This is a genomic window from Hydrogenophaga intermedia (assembly GCF_000723405.1).
GTDB lineage: Bacteria > Pseudomonadota > Gammaproteobacteria > Burkholderiales > Burkholderiaceae_C > Hydrogenophaga > Hydrogenophaga intermedia.
The window spans coordinates 16,825-33,350 of sequence record NZ_CCAE010000028.1; the positions used below are offsets into that span (position 1 = coordinate 16,825).

The window sequence follows — 16,526 nt, forward strand, 5'->3', positions numbered from 1 at the left end:
GCCATGTCCTTGTTTCTATTGCTGTTATTCCCATTCGTGGGTTGCGTGGTCGCGGCGCTGCTGCCGACGAATGCGCGCAACCTCGAATCGCTGTGGGCCGCGCTGGTGGCCCTGGCGGTGGCCGTGCCCCTGGGCCTGATCTACCCGGAGGTGCGCGACGGCGCGGTGCTGATGGAGCGCCTGGCCTGGTTGCCCGCCCTGGGCATCGACCTGATCGTGCGCATCGACGGCTTTGCCTGGATGTTCGCCATGCTGGTCAGCGCCATGGGACTGCTGGTCATCGTCTACGCGCGCTACTACCTCTCGCCCGAGGACCCGGCGGCGCGCTTCTATTCGCTGCTGCTGGGCTTCATGGGCGCCATGCTGGGCGTGGTGCTGTCGGGCAACCTGGTGCAGCTGGTGGTGTTCTGGGAACTCACCAGCGTCTTCTCCTTCCTGCTGATCGGCTACTGGACGCACCGCAAGGACGCGCGGCGCGGCGCGCGCATGGCGTTCACCGTCACGGCCACGGGCGGGCTGGCGCTGCTGGCGGGCGTGATGCTGCTGGGGCACATCGTGGGCAGCCTGGAGCTGGAGGTGGTGCTGGCGGCCGGCGATCGCATCCGCGAACACGCGCTCTACACGCCCGCGCTGGTGCTGATCCTGCTGGGCGCGCTCACCAAGAGCGCGCAGTTCCCCTTCCACTTCTGGCTGCCGCACGCCATGGCTGCGCCCACGCCGGTGTCGGCCTACCTGCACTCGGCCACCATGGTGAAGGCCGGTGTGTTTCTGCTGGCGCGGCTGTGGCCGGCGCTGGCGGGCACGCCGGAATGGTTCTGGATCGTTGGCGGCGCCGGCCTGGCCACGCTGCTGCTGGGCGCCTACGCGGCCATGTTCCAGAACGACCTGAAGGGCCTGCTCGCGTATTCCACCATCAGCCACCTGGGCCTGATCACGCTGTTGCTGGGCCTGAACAGCCCCTTTGCGGCGGTGGCGGCGGTCTTCCACATGATGAACCACGCGACCTTCAAGGCCTCGCTGTTCATGTCGGTGGGCATCATCGACCACGAGACCGGCACGCGCGACATGCGCCGCCTGGATGGCCTGTTCCGCTCCATGCCCATCACCGGCACGCTGGCCATCGTGGCCTGCGCGGCCATGGCGGGCGTGCCGCTGCTCAACGGCTTCCTCTCGAAGGAAATGTTCTTCGCCGAGACGGTGTACGTCAGCGCCAACCCGGTGATCGCCATCGGCCTGCCCGCCCTGGCCACGCTGGCCGGCGTGTTCGCGGTGGTGTATTCACTGCGCTTCGGGCACGACGTGTTCTTCGGCGCGCCCCCCGACTGCCCGCGCCAGCCGCACGAGCCGGTGCACTGGATGCGCGTGCCGGTGGAGCTGCTGGTGCTGGCCTGCATCGTGGTGGGCACGCTGCCGGCCTGGTCGGTCGGGCCGCTGCTGGCCATGGCCGCCACGCCAGTGGTGGGCGGCGAGCTTCCCGAGTACAGCCTGTCGCTGTGGCACGGCTTCAACACGCCGCTGGTGATGAGCCTGATCGCCACCGGCGGCGGCCTGGTGGCCTATCTGCTGTTCGGCCAATGGCTCAAGCGGCGCGCCAGCACGCGCGCGCCAGGCCTGCTGGGGCTGGACGGGCGCGCCGTGTTCGACAGCGCCTTCGTCGCGCTGACCACGCTGGCGCGCTGGCTGCTGCGCCACCTGGGCACGCGGCGCTTGCAGCCGCAGTTGTTCGCCATGGTGGCGATCGCCGGCCTGGCGGGCGTGGGCGCTGCCCTGGTGGTGCCACTCAGTTGGGGCGACCGCCCGCGCATTCCTGCCTCGCCGGGCTTCGTGATGTTGTGGGTGGTCGCGGGTGCCTGCGCCATCGGCGCTGCGTGGCAAGCCAAGTTCCACCGGCTCGCGGCGCTGATCATGCTCAGCGTGGTCGGGCTGGCGCTGTGCATCACCTTCGCCTGGTTCTCGGCGCCCGACCTCGCGCTCACCCAGTTGTCGGTGGAGGTGGTGACCACCGTGCTGTTCCTGCTGGGCCTGCGCTGGATGCCCAAGCGCGTGGTGGAAGACGACCCACGTTTCGCGCTGCGCACTTTCTGGCGCCGCCGGCGCGACCTGCTCGTCGCGGTGCTGATCGGCGCCGGACTGGCGGCGCTGTCCTACGCCATGCTCACGCGCACCGCGCCGCTGTCCATCTCGCCCTTCTTCATCGAGAACGCGCTGCCGCAGGGCGGCGGCACCAACATCGTCAACGTGATGCTGGTCGACTTCCGGGCCTTCGACACGCTGGGCGAGATCACGGTGCTGGGCATCGTGGGCGTCACGGTGTATGCGCTGCTGCGGCGCTTTCGCCCGCCGGTGGAGGTGATCGACCGGCCCGCTCAGCAGCGCGCGGTGCCGCAGCACATCGAGAGCGACCTGGTGACGCGCGAGGACGGCGACACGCCGCAGCGCTACCTGGAGGTGCCCGCCGTGCTGGTGCGCCTGCTGCTGCCAGTGGCCGGCGTGTTCGCCTTCCATCTGTTCATGCGCGGCCACAACGAGCCCGGCGGCGGCTTCGTCGCCGGGCTCGTTGTGGCCATCGCCTTCATTGCGCAGTACATGGTGAGCGGCACCCGCTGGGTGGAGGACCGCATGCGCCTGCTGCCGCCGCGCTGGATCGCCTTCGGCCTGGCGGTCGCCCTGGCCACGGGCCTGGGCTCGCTGGTGCTGGGTTACCCCTTCCTCACCACGCACACCGCCCACGTCACTTGGCCGCTGGTGGGCGAGGTGCACATCCCCAGTGCCGCGCTGTTCGACCTGGGCGTGTTCGCGGTGGTGGTGGGCTCCACGCTCCTGCTGCTCACGGCGATCGCCCACCAGTCCTTGCGCGCGCGCCGCCAGCTCGCCGCGCAGGACGAAGAGCTGGAAGCACAGGAACAACAACAGCAACGGGAAGGAGCGCGCTGATGGAACTCATCATCTCGATCGCCATTGGCGTGATGACGGGGGCGGGCGTCTGGCTGCTGCTGCGCCCGCGAACCTTCCAGGTGCTCATCGGCCTGTCGATGCTGTCGTACGCGGTGAACCTGTTCATCTTCAGCGTGGGCAGCCTGTCGGTGGACGCCGAGCCCATCGTGCGCCCCGGTCTGCCGGCCGACCTTCAGCACTACACCGACCCGCTGCCGCAGTCGCTGGTGCTCACCGCCATCGTCATCGGTTTCGCCACCACGGCGCTGTTCCTGGTGGTGCTGCTGGCACTGCGAGGCTTGTCCGGTGGCGACCATGTTGACGGCGAGGAAGAGCGTTCATGACGGCTTTCACCTCGCCTCCCCCTATCGAACACCTGCTGGTGGCGCCGGTGCTGCTGCCGCTCGGCACCGCCGCGCTCATGCTCATGCTGGGCGAAGGCCGCCGCCGCTCCAAGGCCGTCATCAACACCGCCTCCACCGCGCTGGGGCTGGCACTGGCGATCCTGTTGCTGATGCGCGTGCAGGCCGGTGGCACCGCGGCCTTCGGCATCTACCTGCCGGGCAACTGGCCGGTGCCGTACGGCATCGTGCTGGTGGCCGACCCGCTGGCCGCCTTCATGGCGGTGCTGGCGGGCGCGGTGGGCCTGGCCGCGCTGCTCTACGCGCTGGCGCGCTGGCAGCACGCGGGCGTGTACTTCCACGTGTTGTTCCAGCTGCAGCTCATGGGCCTGTACGGCGCCTTCCTCACCGGCGACCTGTTCAATCTCTTCGTGTTCTTCGAGGTGCTGTTGGCCGCCAGCTACGGCCTGCTGCTGCACGGCGGCGGCATCGCGCGCGTGCGCGCGGGCCTGCACTACATCGCCATCAACCTGTTCGCCTCGCTGCTGTTCCTCATCGGCGTGGCTCTGCTGTATGGCGTCACGGGCACGCTCAACATGGCCGACATCGCGGACAAGCTGCTCCTGGTGGCCGAACGCGACCGCGGCCTGCTGCACGCCGGCGCGGCCATCCTGGCCATCGCCTTCCTGGCCAAGGCCGCGCTGTGGCCGCTCAACTTCTGGCTTCCACCCGCCTATGGCGCGGCCAGCGCGCCCGCAGCCGCCGTCTTCGCCATCCTCACCAAAGTGGGGGTCTACGCCATCCTGCGCCTGTGGACGCTGTGCTTTCCGGCGGAGGCGGGCAGTTCGGCCGGCTTCGGCGGCACGGCGCTGATCTGGGGCGGCCTGGCCACGCTGGCCTTTGGCGCCATCGGCATGCTGGCCTCGCAACAGCTCAACCGGCTGGCGGGCTACAGCGTGATCGCGTCATCGGGCACGCTGATCGCGGCCATCGGCTTCGACGCCCCCGCGCTCAGCGGCGGCGCGCTGTTCTACCTGGCCAGTTCCACGCTGGCGGGTTGTGCCTTGTACCTGCTGGTGGAGTTGCTGGAACGCGCGCGCGAGGTGCAGGAGGGCCCCGAAGACCTGGACGATGGCCGCGACGGCCTGCCGGCCTTCCTGGACGCCGCGCCACCGCAAGGCATCAACCTCGACGACAACGAAGAAGAGCTGATCGGCCGCGCCATTCCCGCCGCGCTTGCCTTCCTGGGCGTGGCCTTCACCCTGTGCGCCATGGTCATCGCGGGCCTGCCACCGTTCTCCGGCTTCGTGAGCAAGCTGGCCATGCTCGGCGCGCTGATCGAGGTGCGCAGCACGGCCGCATGGACCTTGTTCGCGCTGGTGATCGCCTCCGGCCTGTTCGCTGCCATCTCGCTCATGCGCGTGGGCATGCGCCACTTCTGGACCACGCAGGACCGGCCCGCGCCGCGCCTGCGCGTGGCCGAAACCCTGCCCATCGCCGCGTTGCTGCTGGCTTCGTTGCTCATGGTGAGCCAGGCCGAGACCGTACTGGGCTACACCCGTGCCACGGCCAACGCGCTGCACGAGCCGCAGCGCTACATCGACGCGGTGCGCGGCGCGATGACCGTGCCGCATCCGATGGCGCGGGAGGGCACGCCATGAAACGCAACACCGACGTGCCTTCGCCTGCGGCTCCGGAGCGAGCGCCTTCGGGCGGCCGGGCGGCGCTCCTGCCGTCCCCCTGGCTGTCGCTGGGCCTGTTCGGCGGCTGGCTGCTGCTCACGCGCAGCATGAGCGCGGGCCAGATCCTGCTGGGCCTGCTGGTGGCGGTGGTGGTGCCGCTGCTGATGGCGCCGCTGCGCCCCACACCGGGACCGCTGCGCCACTGGGGCACGCTCGTCCGCCTGATCCTTCGCGTGGGCCGCGACGTGGTGTGGTCGGCCATCGACGTGGCCATCGGCGTGGTGCGCTCGCGCCGCGAGCCGCCGCGCGGCAGCTTTGTGGTGGTGCCGCTGGACCTGCGCAACGTGCACGGGCTGGCAGCCCTGTCGATGATCACCGCGGTGATTCCCGGTACCGTGTGGTGCGAACTCGCGCCTGACTGCGCCGCACTGCTGGTGCACGTGTTCGACCTGGAAGACGAGGCGGCTTTCATCGCCCACTTCAAGGCCGACTACGAATTGCCCCTGAAGGAGGTTTTCGGATGAGTTCGTTCCTGATGGTGTCGATCACCGTGACGATGGTGATGTACATGCTGGCCATGGGCCTGGGCCTGATGCGGCTGTTGCGCGGCCCCAGCGCGCAGGACCGCGTGCTGGCGGTCGACTTTCTCTACGTGGTGGGCATGCTGGTGATGCTGGTGCTGGCCATCCGCTACGACAGCGACATGTACTTCGAAGGCGCACTGCTGATGGTGCTGTTCGGCTTTGTCGGCTCGGTGGCGCTGGCCAAGTTCCTGCTGCGCGGCGAGGTGATCGAATGAGCATGCCTCCCTGGACCGAAATCGCCGTGGCCACGCTGCTTCTGGCCAGCGGCGTGGTGGTGCTGGTGGCCGCGCTGGGGCTGTGGCGCCTGCCCGATTTCTTCTTGCGCATGCACGCGCCGGCGCTGGCGTCCACGCTGGGTGCCTGGATCGTCACCCTGGCCTCGATCGTTCACTTCACCTCTCACACCGAGGAAGGCGCACTGGCCCTGCACGTGTGGCTGATCATCATCGTGCTGTCCATCACCGCCCCGGTCACCACCATCGTGCTGGCGCGCGCGGCGCTGTTCCGCCGCCGCCAGGCGGGCGACCCACTGCCTCCCCCACTGGCGGGACGGCGCTGAACGAATACGCCCGGCTTCAGCGCAGAATCCGAACCCATGCCACTCGACCACCCCGATGACACCCCCCAGCGCCTGGCGCTGGGCTCGGGGCTGGACGCCCTGCCCACCGAGCTGCACCGCCTGGTGCTGACGCTGAACCTGGCCGACGCCAGCGGCGAGGGCCTGGCCCGCTGCGTGGAGGACCTGCTGCACCTGTCGGACAACACCATCCGCGTGGAGCAGCTCACCGCCGGCGTCTACTTCGCCTTCAACGGCCTGGACCGCGACCCGCGCCAGGTGCACACCATCCCCGAATGCCGCGACATGCTGCGCGCCCTGCACGAGCGCTGGCCGTACTGGCTGCACTTCCTGGCGCCCGTGCCCGAACTGTGGACGGTGCTGCTGCTGTGCCTGCTGCCCCTGGGCCCGGGCGTGCGCCTGCCCAACGGCCGCATCGGGCACGAACTGGACCGCAAGGCGCTGAAGAACCTGATGCTGGACCTGACCATTGCGCTCAACGACCTGCACGAGCAGCACAAGGTGCCGCTGGCGAATCGGCAGCGGATCTTCAAGGCGGCGATGCAGGCGATCGAGCAGGCGACCGGATCGCGGGTGTAGCACCTGCCGGCCGCAGGCCTTGCCCATTGGGCCTAGTGAGCGCCGCTTAGGCTCTTGCATGCAGGACGATTGGCAGAAGCGGAAGTTGTTTGGTGATGCAAGTATGGGCGTTCCGTTGCCATCCGCGAGATCGCCATGCGCCGCACCCGATCGCTTCCTCAACTGCCTTCCATGGCCCCCCGCCAGGAAGCACCACAACCCACACACCGAGGCGAGGCCTCAGGCGGTGATCCCTCCGGGCCTGTGACGGTGACGCGCGATCCGCCCAAGGCCCGCGCCACCTCCACTCTGTACACCCGGCGGGGTGATCGAGACAAGGGCAGTGCGGGCAGGCCGCCAGAGCGGGACAGAGCGTCCAACAGCCAGCCTCGCTACACCCCCAAGTCACTCGAATCGATCAAGCAGCGCAATCAGCAAGGCAGTCAAGCCTTCTCAGAGAAAGACCCCTGGTTGGCGCAATCGCTTCGGCTGACCAACGCCGAACTGGATCTGAGCCGCTGCAAGCCCACGTTGCTGGCGACGGTTTCGCCGGCATTGATGAAATCCCTCTGCGTGGTTGCCGCCATCGAAAAGCGGCCGATCACCTCGCTGAAGTTGCCCGCGACCACGAAGGCCCTGCCTGCATTCGTGAAGGCGATGGGTGATCTCCAGAGCATTCAGATCCGTACTCGCGACGGCAAATGGAGGGAGGTGCCGATTCCGTCCGCGAGGAACACCGATGCCGCCGCCGGCAGCCATTCGTTCGAACCGATCGATTCCGGCACCTACATCAACAAGGCCTCCCACTCATCGTCCCTCAGGACGGTGAGACTCAATGGCATTGTCGCCTCCGATGGTGCCAACGGCAGCCTCGCCTGCGACGAGTTGAGCAAGTTCTGGATTCACCAGCGGCGACAGCCGCGGGGCACAGACAGCTTCAGCTATGCCCATTTGAGCTCGCCCGACTTTCTCGCGCTCAATCGCTACTGGATTACCGAGCTGGCGACCTTCGGCTATTGCTCTCACCATGTCGTCGCCGACGAGATCATGGGTGGTTGGCTGGAGGCCAGGTTTTCAGAGATGCCATCTCAAGGAGTGGTCCGGCACTACAGTCTGCAAATTGCCGACCACGCCATGGCACTGGAACTCAGACTCTGGGCGCCATCCGACGCCAGCGGCATAACCCATTTCCGGGTGTCCTTCTACGACCCGAACGGCACAGCACAACACCAGAACCGGTGGACAACGTCGGCGGAACTCATGCGTCAGTGGACACTGGATGTGTTTCGAACGCCGGATGGCGAGTCTTTGTGGAAGGCCTATCTGCCCGACGAACAGTCCGGCGACAAAGTCATGCTGTTGTCAGAGGTTCCGGCGCAGCCGGGCGCGCCGTCCGGATCCCCCATTGACGCTCCGGTGTCGTTGATGATGCCGACCAACACCGCGTGTGGCGCATCCGCCATCGGCCTGCTCTATCGAGCCAATGATTTGGCCAACTGGCGGGTCCAGTTGTGCAGGGTTCGGGAAGAACAAGGACTGAACGCGGCCCTGGACATCATGTTCGCGCGAACCAATTCGGTCGACGCATACCTCCGCTACAACCGGACCATGGCGACGACAAGGGCCGTCGTTCAACTGCTGCATGAATGGGGGCTCACGCCAGGCGCCATCTGTCATCAACTGCTGCTGGGCCTGGCTTGCGTGGGCAGGCCCAGTTCGACAGCTCACGCGTCTGAAGCGCTGATGCAATCGCCCCTTACGCCCGGGCGCCACTCCCTCCACGCGTGGTGTGAGCACGTGTTGCTGATCAAGCAGATCTGCGGCCGATCACCGACGCCGGACGAGGTGGCGATTCTCCTCATGCCCCATCGCTTGCAAGCTTCGGATCGTCCAGAGGAAACCCACCAGTCGCCCAATGACGCGTGGGAGGCTGTGAAGAAAAGTGCACATGCAGCCGACTTACGCGCCGAAGTCTGGGTCCTGCCCGAGGGGATCGACATGGAACAAGGGTTGATTTACCCACCGTTCTATTCGGCACTGGCTCAATACGACGTCAAGCACATGGCGTATCTGACGGATGCCCTGGAGATGTTGCTTCAACAGAGGCTCATCCTGCCCGACCATGTGCCCGGCCTGCTGACGGTGCAGGTTCAGATGCCCGATGGCACGGCCATCGATCTGCGCGAGCAACTGGGAGATGACGAAGACGCTGCGCCAGGCCTCGAGGCGTTCCAGCACCTCTGCGATCGCCTGTCACAGACGGCCCAGTCCATTTCGTCCATCTGAAGAATCGGCGAGTCGCCCAGGGCGCGGGCATCAGCGGGACTATGCAACGCCATCCAGCGGGAGGTCGAAGTGCATCACGTCCTCGCGCACGCCCAGCTTGGTGTACAGCGCGATCGCGGGTTCGTCGCCATAGTCGGCCTGCACATAGACCACCCAGGCCCCGCGCTCGCGCGCGATGGCGCGCAGGTGGTCAATGAGCCGTGTGGCGATGCCCTGGCGGCGGTGCGATTCGGCCACGGCCAGGTCGTACAGGTAGACCTCGCGGCGGCGGCTTTCGAGCTTGTCGAGTTCGTAGGCCACGAGGCCACCAACCACTGCCTCCCCATCCCGCGCCGCGAGGGCGATCACGTTCGGGCGGCCCAGGGTCTCGCGCGCCCAGGCCTCGTCGGGCGGCGCGCCTTCATAGGTATCGGCGTCGTCGAAGGCCACGGCGAACATCGCGTTCAGGCGCAGCAGCAGGGCGTGGTCGTCGGGGCCGAGGCGGTGCAGGGTGATGTGGGTCATGGGGCGTGATCGGGTTGAGGCACACAGTCAGTTGGCTGAGGAATGACAGGCGCAGGCTTCGCCGTGCGCCGCCGACACCAGCTCGTCCAGGATGCCGCAGCTCGAGCCGTCCTCGCCGTCCTGGCAGCGCTCGCGCAGGCGCAGCAACTGCTTCTCCAGCGCGCGCAGACTCTTGAGGCGGGCGCGCACGCGCGCGAGCTGTTCGTCCACCAAGCCGTCCACGTGGTGGCAGTGCGAATCAGGGTCGTCCAGGAAGCCCAGCAGGCGCTGCACGTCGGCCAGCGGCATGTCCAGCGCGCGGCAGTGGCGGATGAAGGCCAGGCGCTCCAGGTGCTCGACCGCGTAGTCGCGGTAGCCGTTGTCGCGCCGCGCGGGCTCGGGCAGCAGGCCCTGGCGCTCGTAGTAGCGGATGGTTTCGATGTCCACGCCCGTGGCGCGGGCAAGGTCCTTGATCTGCATGGTGGCGCTCCTTTCAGACCGAAGCTGACACTGTAGTCACTTCAGGCTTGCGCGGCGGATTTCAAGTGCCTTGTCCGCACACCGCGAAGGCTCTGCTTCAATCGGGGCCCATGAAGACCCTGTTGCTCTACACCGTCACCGCGCTGGCCGAGATCCTTGGCTGCTTCCTGCCCCTGCTGTGGCTGCGCCAACAGGCCGCCGGGTGGTGGGCCCTGCCGCTGGCGGCGCTGAGCCTGATGGTTTTCGTGTGGTTGCTGACGCTGCACGACGCGCCCTCGGGGCGCGTGTACGCGGCTTACGGCGGCGTGTACGTGAGCGTGGCCGTGGCCTGGTTGTGGGCGGTGGATGGCGTGCGACCCAGCACCTGGGACGCGGCGGGCGTGGCCATCACGCTCGCGGGCATGGCGCTGATCGCGTTCCAGCCGCGCTGAATCAATGGCCGGAGGCGCAACGGCCGCGCCAAGCCTGTTGGGGCGGATGGCACAGGGGTAGAGGTCGATGGGCTTTGGCATGATGCGCTAGACCCTTGTCTCCCACGAAGGACCTGTGCATGAACCATCCCATCGTGATCGTCGGCGGCGGTGCCGGCGGCCTTGAACTGGCCTGCAAACTGGGCCGCAAGCTCGGGCCCGAGCGCGTCACCCTCGTTGACCGCCAGCTCTTCCACATCTGGAAGCCCTCACTGCATGAGGTGGCCGCCGGCACGCTGGACATTCACCAGGAGGGCTTGTCGTACGAGATGCTCGCGTACGACAACCGTTTCACCTTTTGCCTGGGCGCGTTCAAGGGCCTGAACGCTGATCAGCGCGTGATCACCGTGGACGCGGTGCACGACGAACACGGCGAACAACTCATCCCGGAGCGCACGCTGGTCTATGGCCAGTTGGTGCTGGCCCTGGGCAGCACAGCCAACCACTTCAACGTACCTGGCGCGGCCGAACACAGCATGTCGCTCAACCAGCCGGCCGACGCCGAGCGTTTCCGCCAGCGCATGCTCAAGCTGCTGACCGCGGCCGAGCTGCGCAAGAGCGCGGGCGCGGAGGCCGCGGTGCGCGTGGTCATCATCGGCGGCGGCGCCACGGGCGTGGAACTGGCGGCCGAACTGCGCGAGGCCAGCCAGGTGCACACACGCTACGGCTTTCGCCGGCTCGACGGCCTGCGCGACGTGCAGCTCACGCTCATCGAAGGCGCCGACCGCATCCTGGCGCCGCTGCCCGAGCGCGTATCGGCATCGGCCACGGCGCTGCTGCGCGAGCGCGCGGTCAACGTGGTCACGGGCTGCCGCGTGGCCGGCGTGACGCCGGATGCGGTGACCGACACCGAAGGCCGCAGCTTCCCCGCCGACCTCGTGGTGTGGGCGGCCGGCATCAAGGCACCCGCACTGCTGGGCGAGCAGGGCCTGCCGGTGACCCGTTCAGGGCAGGTGGAGGTGGAGGCGAACCTGCGCGTGAAAGGTCAGGACGCGATCCACGCGTTGGGCGACTGCGCGGCATGCGCCCTCCCAGGTGGCGGCCTGGTGCCGCCGCGCGCACAGGCCGCGCACCAGCAGGCGAGCTACCTCGCCAAGCGACTGCGAGATCTCAGCGAAGGCCGCGCGCTCGACAACGAGCCGTACCGGTACCGCGACCACGGGTCGCTGGTGTCGCTGGGCACGCAAAGCTCGGTGGGCAGCTTGATGGGCAACCTGTTCGGATCGAAGTGGTTTGTGCAAGGGCTGCTGGCGCGGTTGATGTACACCAGCCTGCACCTGATGCACCACCAGGCGGTGCTGGGGACGGCGCGCACGGCGACGCTGGCGGTGGCGAGGTTTCTGGTGAAGAGGGCTACGCCGTTGGTGAAGTTGCATTGAGGGCGCGCGACATGGGTTCGCACGCCATCATTTCAAGCATCCGTTCTTCACGATGTAGCCCGCCTTCAAACGCAAGGAAGCCCCTTGGAGCGATGTTATCCCTTGAACTTGGGCAGTCTGCCCACATCCCCATTCCCATTTTTTGGATGCGAAGCGCGGCACCATAGATAGAAGTTGGCCGCATCGAACGAACTGGTGAAGATCGCCGGCCCCGAACGTCTGCCTCGCTCGCTGTGATATACGAGCCAGACATCGTCCTCTTGGTGAATGCACCATCCGCCGTCCGGAAAGGCGTCCGGGACACCCAGTAAGCGCACATCGACATCAATCTTCAGGCGCTGTAGTTCCTGTGCCAACTCGCGTAGCGCCCAGTCGGGTACTGGTTCAAGGGGTGTTTGCACGAACTCATACACCTCGCTCCATTCCATCTTCATTCGGTGGGGTCCTCCCGGGCTGTGTTGGTCGTATTCGTTGTGAGTCGTCACCGAATTCGTGGCAAACGACCGACTGATGTACTGTCAGATCTGGGATCGCCCAGGTGAATCCACAGATAGAAGTTGGCTGCGTCCCACGACCTTGTGAAAATGGATGGTCTGGAGCGATGCCCCCGTTCTGAGTGATAGACCAACCACACGTTGCCCTCTTTGTGGATGCACCAACCTCCGTCAGGAAATGCATCAGGCACGCCAAGCAATCTCACATCCACACTCACTTTCAGCCGCTGAAGTTCAGCCGAAAGCTCCCTCAGCGGCCAATCGGGATCAGAATCCCGAGATGGTGGCGGAAACTCGTATCTTTCGTCCCATTGAATGATCATGGTTTGGCCTTTGGGTCCTGCAGGTATCCATAACGAATGAGTTCCTCGATGCACGCGTAACCTTCCTTGACTTCTGGAATCATTGCCTGCATCTGCACTCCACCTCCCTGCCTTTCCTCTGACTCATTGGCAATTGCGACAGTCAGTACGGGACCCTGAACAAGTCGTCGGTTAACTCACCAGTCTCGGTGTCTAGTACAAAGAAGCTCTCGGGGGGATGCTCTTTCGTGCCAATCAGCACACCGAACTGCACGATGGGAGGGTCAATGGGCTCGCCTCGGCGACCGATGGGCAGTTCCTTGTGAGTTTTCGTTCGTGTGAATGGCAGCCCAACTACGTAGCTCGCGCTTCGCTCTGGCGCATCTGAAAAGCGCACTTGACAACGCAGGCTTGCGTCTGCGTTGAAGATGGCAGCGTTGTTGGGGCAGGCGAAGACGTCACTGCCATCAGAGCGGGTGTAGCTCCCGGGCTTGAAGATAACGAGTACACCGGTGCGGTCGGGCAGGATCCATGCCAAATCACAAAACGGCAAGGGAACATAAGTGTTGTCATCCAGGAGTAGCGCGGTTTCCAGTTGACGTTTTGGTGGCATGAGCCGATCCACATCCTTCCAACTTTGGATGGCGTCCAGCGGGCTTCGCTGGCTGATGACGCTCGCCCGAGTGCCGTCGCTACCCTCCCAAAGAAGACTGACCTGATGCACCAGCGACGAATTCATGGTGTGACCTCCCGTGCACGAGAAAGGTCAATGACAAATGCGTTGGGCATCAGATATGGAGATGTTCCCAGGAACTGGACTTGATGCCCTCCACCGGGAAGTGTTGTGCGGGTGTGCTTGTCAAACATGGGGCCGACTTGACCCTCGCGCAGACCTGTCCCGGGCTTAACGTCGAACCCGATGACATAGACCGATCATGGCTTGATGTCTTCAGGACGAAGACACGTCACCAGTGTGAATCGCCTCTGAATCAATACCTGACCCACTGCATCGCGTCGATCAGATCGGGGTGCTCAGGGTTGACGGCATAAGCCCACGCTGGCATATCATTTTCTGAGTAGGCCACCAAGACGCCCAGCATGCCTTCGAATTTCTTGGGCAGCGTTCCGCCGTGCAGGCAATCGATGTGGTGAACGCGTGGATCCACGACCTTTAACTGAAACCTCAAGCTGCCATCGGCATTGAAGATGGCGGCGTTATTGGGATAGGGAAAAACGTCGCTGCCGTCGGGGTGCGTATAGCTGCCATGCATGAAAATGGCGAGTACGCCGCTGCGATCGGGGAGGAGGTAGGCAAAATCCTTGAACGGAAGACGGACCACTTGCCCATCATCAAGGTCCAGTTCAGTTCGAACGGTCCGCGTTGGTCCTCTAAGACCTTCGAGCACTCTCGCGCGAACATCCGCAGGCTCGTCTCCACCATCGATGACCCACCTAACAGGGAAGCCATCAGGCCCTGCCGTCACTAGCACTACCTGCGCGATCCGCCCCGTCATGGCTGAATCCTCCCCGATCGAGACAAGTCGACGACAAAGTTTTCGGGCGATGTATGAGGAGCATTTGCCATAAATTGAACTTGATGTCCCCCGCCTGGAAGTACGGACCCGATCGTGGAATCGAACATTGGTCCTACCGTCCCCTCGCGCACGCCAACGCCCGGCTGAACGGGGCCGGTGGCGAGCCAGGGGTTGCCGGGGACCGCGCCGCCGAGCTGCGTCTGCGTGGCGGTGCGGCTGTTGTTGAGGATGGCGCCGGAGGAAGAAACGTCGAACTGGCGGTAGGTGTTGCGCGAGACACCGGCGGCGCTGGGCGTGGTGATGTTGATCAGTGGCACGCCGCCACCCACCGAGAGGATGGTGGGGCGCTGGCTGCCCGGGGCAGAAGGGTCGGCCAGGATCTGCGACCAGGCCTGTGGGCTGCTGAGCGGGCTGCTCAAGGCCAGCGCTATCGCCCAATGCACGGTGCGTGGCAAGCCACGCACGGGCTTGAACACCACGCGGTGGTGCTTCTGCTTCATCCTCTTCCTCCCTGATGCGATCAATGCCGCCGTGCCCATGCACGGCGCGCGTGATCACATCAGCGAGCGCGAGAGAAGCCCATACCGCAAAGGCGGTAGGTCAGAAAATCTTGAAGTCAGGGTTCCGTGAAGCGAGCCGACGCTCGACAGGATTCAAGCGCTGCGCTTGAACATCGCGAGCAGGCCGCCCGCGACCACGAACAGCGTGCCAAACACGCGGTTGAGTGCGCGGATGTGCGCGGTGGACTTGAGCGTGCGCAGCAGGCGGGCGGCCAGCGCGGTGTAGCCCGCCATCACCACCAGGTCGGTGAAGCCCAGGGTGAGGCCGATCACCAGGTACTGCGGCCCCAGTGGCTGGGTGAGGTCGAGGAACTGCGGCACCACGGCAAGCAGGAAGACCGTGCCTTTGGGGTTGAGGGCGTTGATGATCCAGCCGCGCGTGATGAGGTCGCGCGGGCGGCGGCTGGTGGCGGCTTCGTCACCATTGGCCAGGGGCCGCGCGGGTGCGCGCCATTGCTGGATACCCAGCCACACCAGATAAGCCACGCCGGCCCACTTCACCACCAGGAAGGCGGTGCTGGAGGCGGTGACGAGCGCACCCAGGCCCACGGAGACGACCAGCATCTGCGTCCAGATGCCCAACACCAGACCGAGGGTGGTGAGGTAGCCCCGGCGGAAGCCGTGCGAAAGCCCGGCGCTCATGGCGGCCACGGCGCCCGCGCCCGGCGAAATGCTGATGGCCCAGGAGGCGGCGAAGAAGGCGAGCCAGGTGGCGAGTTCCATGGTGGTCGGTGGCGTGATGAAGAACGAGGCATCGGATGCTAGCGCCCCACCCACGACCCCATGCGACCACAGGTCGCCCGCCGCGCGTTCAGTTCACGCGAAGCTTGAACTGCAGCATGAACGCGCCGTCGACGTTCTTCATCGAGGGAATGATGCCCAGGTTGATGCCGAAGCGGCGGCCTTCGATGGAGGCCATGGGGAGGGCGGCGAAGAAGGTGCCACCACGCTTGAGCGAGGGGTAGCCGTTCATGACGCCGATGGCCGCGCCGAGCTTGACGGGGCCGAGGCTCCAGGGTTGCCAGTTCACCGCCGCGTACTGCGAGTGTTTGCCCAGGCTGTTGTCGTAGACACCGGCCATGAAGGCAAACTGCTCGGAGGTGCGCCACTCGATGCCGAAGCCGAAGTTGCGCTCGTTGTAGCGGTTGCTGCGGTCGAAGTGGCGGGAGAAGCCGCCCACGTTGAGCCAGATCTCGGGCGTGCTGACGGCGGCGTCCGGTGCGGCGGCATCGTCCGGCGCCGCGGCGGCCGCCAGGGGGAGGGCCAACAGGGCCGACACGAGGCAGGAAAGGGAGGGGCGCACGAACATGGGTCACCTTGAACACGGTGGCTCCGGTGGAGCCCTGGCCATGTTCTCGGCCGTTGACCCGGTGCGCTGAAAGCCGCCGATCGGACCTGCGGACCCGATCGTGGCAGGAGCGTGACGCTTTGCCCGCTCAGCGACGGCGCGGCGTCGCGGGGCCGCGGCCTTCCAGGTGGCGGAAGTTGATGCGGCCCTTGGTGAGGTCGTAAGGCGAAAGTTCGAGCGAGACGCGATCACCCGCGAGGATGCGGATGTGGTTCTTCTTCATCTTGCCGGCGGAATAGGCAATGAGCTGGTGCCCGTTGTCGAGGGTGACGCGAAAACGGGTGTCGGGCAGCACCTCGTTGACGATGCCCATCATGTCGATCAATTCTTCCTTGGCCATGCGGTCCTTTCGATAGATAAACACGCGCCCGGCACACATACGGTGCCCGCGACCGGCGATCAGCAATCGGCCACGGGGGCAGGGGGCGTGAAAAAGGCCATCAAGGGGCGATGGCCGGCGATCGGCCCGGGGCGGGGGGCCGGGCCTGGTGCGCGGTGGCGCGCGCAAAACCC

Annotated in this window: 19 protein-coding genes; 10 read left to right on the forward strand and 9 right to left on the reverse strand. The window is 66.0% G+C overall.

Going from position 1 to position 16,526, the window contains the following annotated elements; translation table 11 throughout:
- Window positions 1–3 precede the first annotated feature (3 nt).
- The 8 genes from BN948_RS15755 to BN948_RS15790 all read left to right on the forward strand — a co-directional run bounded on the left by BN948_RS15755 (window position 4) and on the right by BN948_RS15790 (window position 8,962).
- Window positions 4–2,934 carry a monovalent cation/H+ antiporter subunit A gene (locus BN948_RS15755; RefSeq protein WP_009519452.1) on the forward strand — a complete coding sequence of 977 codons (2,931 nt, stop codon included), beginning with the start codon at window positions 4–6 and terminating at the stop codon, window positions 2,932–2,934.
- Window positions 2,934–3,278, forward strand: a complete 345-nt coding sequence (locus tag BN948_RS15760; protein ID WP_009519451.1) for a Na+/H+ antiporter subunit C — start codon at window positions 2,934–2,936, stop codon at window positions 3,276–3,278. Before BN948_RS15755 ends, BN948_RS15760 begins: the two co-directional genes overlap by 1 nt.
- A complete protein-coding gene (locus BN948_RS15765; protein WP_009519450.1) occupies window positions 3,275–4,936 on the forward strand; it encodes a monovalent cation/H+ antiporter subunit D in 1,662 nt (553 codons plus the stop codon). Before BN948_RS15760 ends, BN948_RS15765 begins: the two co-directional genes overlap by 4 nt.
- Window positions 4,933–5,481: a Na+/H+ antiporter subunit E gene (locus tag BN948_RS15770; protein ID WP_009519449.1), complete on the forward strand. Its 549-nt coding sequence runs from the start codon at window positions 4,933–4,935 to the stop codon at window positions 5,479–5,481. The genes BN948_RS15765 and BN948_RS15770 overlap by 4 nt, the downstream gene beginning before the upstream one ends.
- Window positions 5,478–5,756, forward strand: a complete 279-nt coding sequence (locus BN948_RS15775; RefSeq protein ID WP_009519448.1) for a K+/H+ antiporter subunit F — start codon at window positions 5,478–5,480, stop codon at window positions 5,754–5,756. Before BN948_RS15770 ends, BN948_RS15775 begins: the two co-directional genes overlap by 4 nt.
- Window positions 5,753–6,100: a Na+/H+ antiporter subunit G gene (locus BN948_RS15780; RefSeq protein ID WP_009519446.1), complete on the forward strand. Its 348-nt coding sequence runs from the start codon at window positions 5,753–5,755 to the stop codon at window positions 6,098–6,100. The genes BN948_RS15775 and BN948_RS15780 overlap by 4 nt, the downstream gene beginning before the upstream one ends.
- Before the next feature lie 36 nt (window positions 6,101–6,136).
- Window positions 6,137–6,697, forward strand: coding sequence for a hypothetical protein (locus BN948_RS15785; RefSeq protein WP_009519445.1), 561 nt, complete (start codon window positions 6,137–6,139; stop codon window positions 6,695–6,697).
- Window positions 6,698–6,832: 135 nt separating this feature from the next.
- The gene (locus tag BN948_RS15790) at window positions 6,833–8,962 is read left to right on the forward strand and encodes a ShET2/EspL2 family type III secretion system effector toxin (protein ID WP_138820168.1); all 2,130 of its coding nucleotides are present in this window, start codon (window positions 6,833–6,835) and stop codon (window positions 8,960–8,962) included.
- Window positions 8,963–9,001: 39 nt separating this feature from the next.
- On the opposite strand, the gene BN948_RS15795 is transcribed toward BN948_RS15790, so the two are convergent.
- Together BN948_RS15795 and cadR are read right to left on the reverse strand one after the other, a co-directional pair.
- The gene (locus BN948_RS15795) at window positions 9,002–9,466 is read right to left on the reverse strand and encodes an AAC(3)-I family aminoglycoside N-acetyltransferase (protein WP_009519443.1); all 465 of its coding nucleotides are present in this window, start codon (window positions 9,464–9,466) and stop codon (window positions 9,002–9,004) included.
- Between the two features lie 27 nt (window positions 9,467–9,493).
- Complete coding sequence (gene cadR, locus BN948_RS15800; RefSeq protein ID WP_009519442.1) at window positions 9,494–9,925, reverse strand: Cd(II)/Pb(II)-responsive transcriptional regulator; 432 nt, start codon at window positions 9,923–9,925, stop codon at window positions 9,494–9,496.
- 110 nt (window positions 9,926–10,035) lie between these two features.
- Between cadR and BN948_RS15805 the strand changes: the two genes are divergently transcribed.
- Both BN948_RS15805 and BN948_RS15810 read left to right on the forward strand, forming a co-directional pair.
- Window positions 10,036–10,356 carry a YnfA family protein gene (locus BN948_RS15805; RefSeq protein WP_009519441.1) on the forward strand — a complete coding sequence of 107 codons (321 nt, stop codon included), beginning with the start codon at window positions 10,036–10,038 and terminating at the stop codon, window positions 10,354–10,356.
- Between the two features lie 119 nt (window positions 10,357–10,475).
- Window positions 10,476–11,774: an NAD(P)/FAD-dependent oxidoreductase gene (locus BN948_RS15810; RefSeq protein WP_009519440.1), complete on the forward strand. Its 1,299-nt coding sequence runs from the start codon at window positions 10,476–10,478 to the stop codon at window positions 11,772–11,774.
- A gap of 95 nt (window positions 11,775–11,869) precedes the next feature.
- Here BN948_RS15810 and BN948_RS26220 read toward each other — a convergent pair whose 3' ends face one another.
- The 7 genes from BN948_RS26220 to infA all read right to left on the reverse strand — a co-directional run bounded on the left by BN948_RS26220 (window position 11,870) and on the right by infA (window position 16,353).
- The gene (locus BN948_RS26220) at window positions 11,870–12,208 is read right to left on the reverse strand and encodes a hypothetical protein (protein WP_009519439.1); all 339 of its coding nucleotides are present in this window, start codon (window positions 12,206–12,208) and stop codon (window positions 11,870–11,872) included.
- Between the two features lie 525 nt (window positions 12,209–12,733).
- Window positions 12,734–13,309, reverse strand: a complete 576-nt coding sequence (locus tag BN948_RS15815) for a hypothetical protein (RefSeq protein WP_009515179.1) — start codon at window positions 13,307–13,309, stop codon at window positions 12,734–12,736.
- Window positions 13,310–13,559: 250 nt separating this feature from the next.
- Entirely contained in the window at window positions 13,560–14,084 is a 525-nt protein-coding gene (locus BN948_RS27060; protein ID WP_174545032.1) for a hypothetical protein, read from the reverse strand.
- Window positions 14,081–14,605, reverse strand: coding sequence for a two-partner secretion domain-containing protein (locus BN948_RS15825; RefSeq protein ID WP_009515177.1), 525 nt, complete (start codon window positions 14,603–14,605; stop codon window positions 14,081–14,083). Before BN948_RS15825 ends, BN948_RS27060 begins: the two co-directional genes overlap by 4 nt.
- A gap of 153 nt (window positions 14,606–14,758) precedes the next feature.
- Window positions 14,759–15,388, reverse strand: coding sequence for a LysE family transporter (locus tag BN948_RS15830; RefSeq protein WP_009515176.1), 630 nt, complete (start codon window positions 15,386–15,388; stop codon window positions 14,759–14,761).
- An 88-nt stretch (window positions 15,389–15,476) separates the two neighbouring features.
- Window positions 15,477–15,974, reverse strand: coding sequence for a hypothetical protein (locus tag BN948_RS15835; protein ID WP_009515175.1), 498 nt, complete (start codon window positions 15,972–15,974; stop codon window positions 15,477–15,479).
- Between the two features lie 127 nt (window positions 15,975–16,101).
- On the reverse strand, window positions 16,102–16,353 hold the full coding sequence (infA, locus tag BN948_RS15840) for a translation initiation factor IF-1 (protein ID WP_035622498.1): 252 nt from the start codon (window positions 16,351–16,353) through the stop codon (window positions 16,102–16,104).
- Window positions 16,354–16,526: the final 173 nt, after the last annotated feature.

Bases quoted from the DNA above. Each gene is read 5' to 3' on its own strand.
- BN948_RS15760 (WP_009519451.1), top strand. From the start codon at position 2,934: ATGGAACTCATCATCTCGATCGCCATTGGCGTGATGACGGGGGCGGGC.
- BN948_RS15770 (WP_009519449.1), top strand. From the start codon at position 4,933: ATGAAACGCAACACCGACGTGCCTTCGCCTGCGGCTCCGGAGCGAGCG.
- BN948_RS15765 (WP_009519450.1), top strand. From the start codon at position 3,275: ATGACGGCTTTCACCTCGCCTCCCCCTATCGAACACCTGCTGGTGGCG.
- BN948_RS26220 (WP_009519439.1), bottom strand. From the start codon at position 12,208: ATGAAGATGGAATGGAGCGAGGTGTATGAGTTCGTGCAAACACCCCTT.
- cadR (WP_009519442.1), bottom strand. From the start codon at position 9,925: ATGCAGATCAAGGACCTTGCCCGCGCCACGGGCGTGGACATCGAAACC.
- BN948_RS15795 (WP_009519443.1), bottom strand. From the start codon at position 9,466: ATGACCCACATCACCCTGCACCGCCTCGGCCCCGACGACCACGCCCTG.
- BN948_RS15835 (WP_009515175.1), bottom strand. From the start codon at position 15,974: ATGTTCGTGCGCCCCTCCCTTTCCTGCCTCGTGTCGGCCCTGTTGGCC.
- BN948_RS15780 (WP_009519446.1), top strand. From the start codon at position 5,753: ATGAGCATGCCTCCCTGGACCGAAATCGCCGTGGCCACGCTGCTTCTG.
- BN948_RS15825 (WP_009515177.1), bottom strand. From the start codon at position 14,605: ATGAAGCAGAAGCACCACCGCGTGGTGTTCAAGCCCGTGCGTGGCTTG.
- BN948_RS15810 (WP_009519440.1), top strand. From the start codon at position 10,476: ATGAACCATCCCATCGTGATCGTCGGCGGCGGTGCCGGCGGCCTTGAA.
- BN948_RS15790 (WP_138820168.1), top strand. From the start codon at position 6,833: ATGCGCCGCACCCGATCGCTTCCTCAACTGCCTTCCATGGCCCCCCGC.
- BN948_RS15755 (WP_009519452.1), top strand. From the start codon at position 4: ATGTCCTTGTTTCTATTGCTGTTATTCCCATTCGTGGGTTGCGTGGTC.
- infA (WP_035622498.1), bottom strand. From the start codon at position 16,353: ATGGCCAAGGAAGAATTGATCGACATGATGGGCATCGTCAACGAGGTG.
- BN948_RS15805 (WP_009519441.1), top strand. From the start codon at position 10,036: ATGAAGACCCTGTTGCTCTACACCGTCACCGCGCTGGCCGAGATCCTT.
- BN948_RS15775 (WP_009519448.1), top strand. From the start codon at position 5,478: ATGAGTTCGTTCCTGATGGTGTCGATCACCGTGACGATGGTGATGTAC.
- BN948_RS27060 (WP_174545032.1), bottom strand. From the start codon at position 14,084: ATGACGGGGCGGATCGCGCAGGTAGTGCTAGTGACGGCAGGGCCTGAT.
- BN948_RS15830 (WP_009515176.1), bottom strand. From the start codon at position 15,388: ATGGAACTCGCCACCTGGCTCGCCTTCTTCGCCGCCTCCTGGGCCATC.
- BN948_RS15815 (WP_009515179.1), bottom strand. From the start codon at position 13,309: ATGAATTCGTCGCTGGTGCATCAGGTCAGTCTTCTTTGGGAGGGTAGC.
- BN948_RS15785 (WP_009519445.1), top strand. From the start codon at position 6,137: ATGCCACTCGACCACCCCGATGACACCCCCCAGCGCCTGGCGCTGGGC.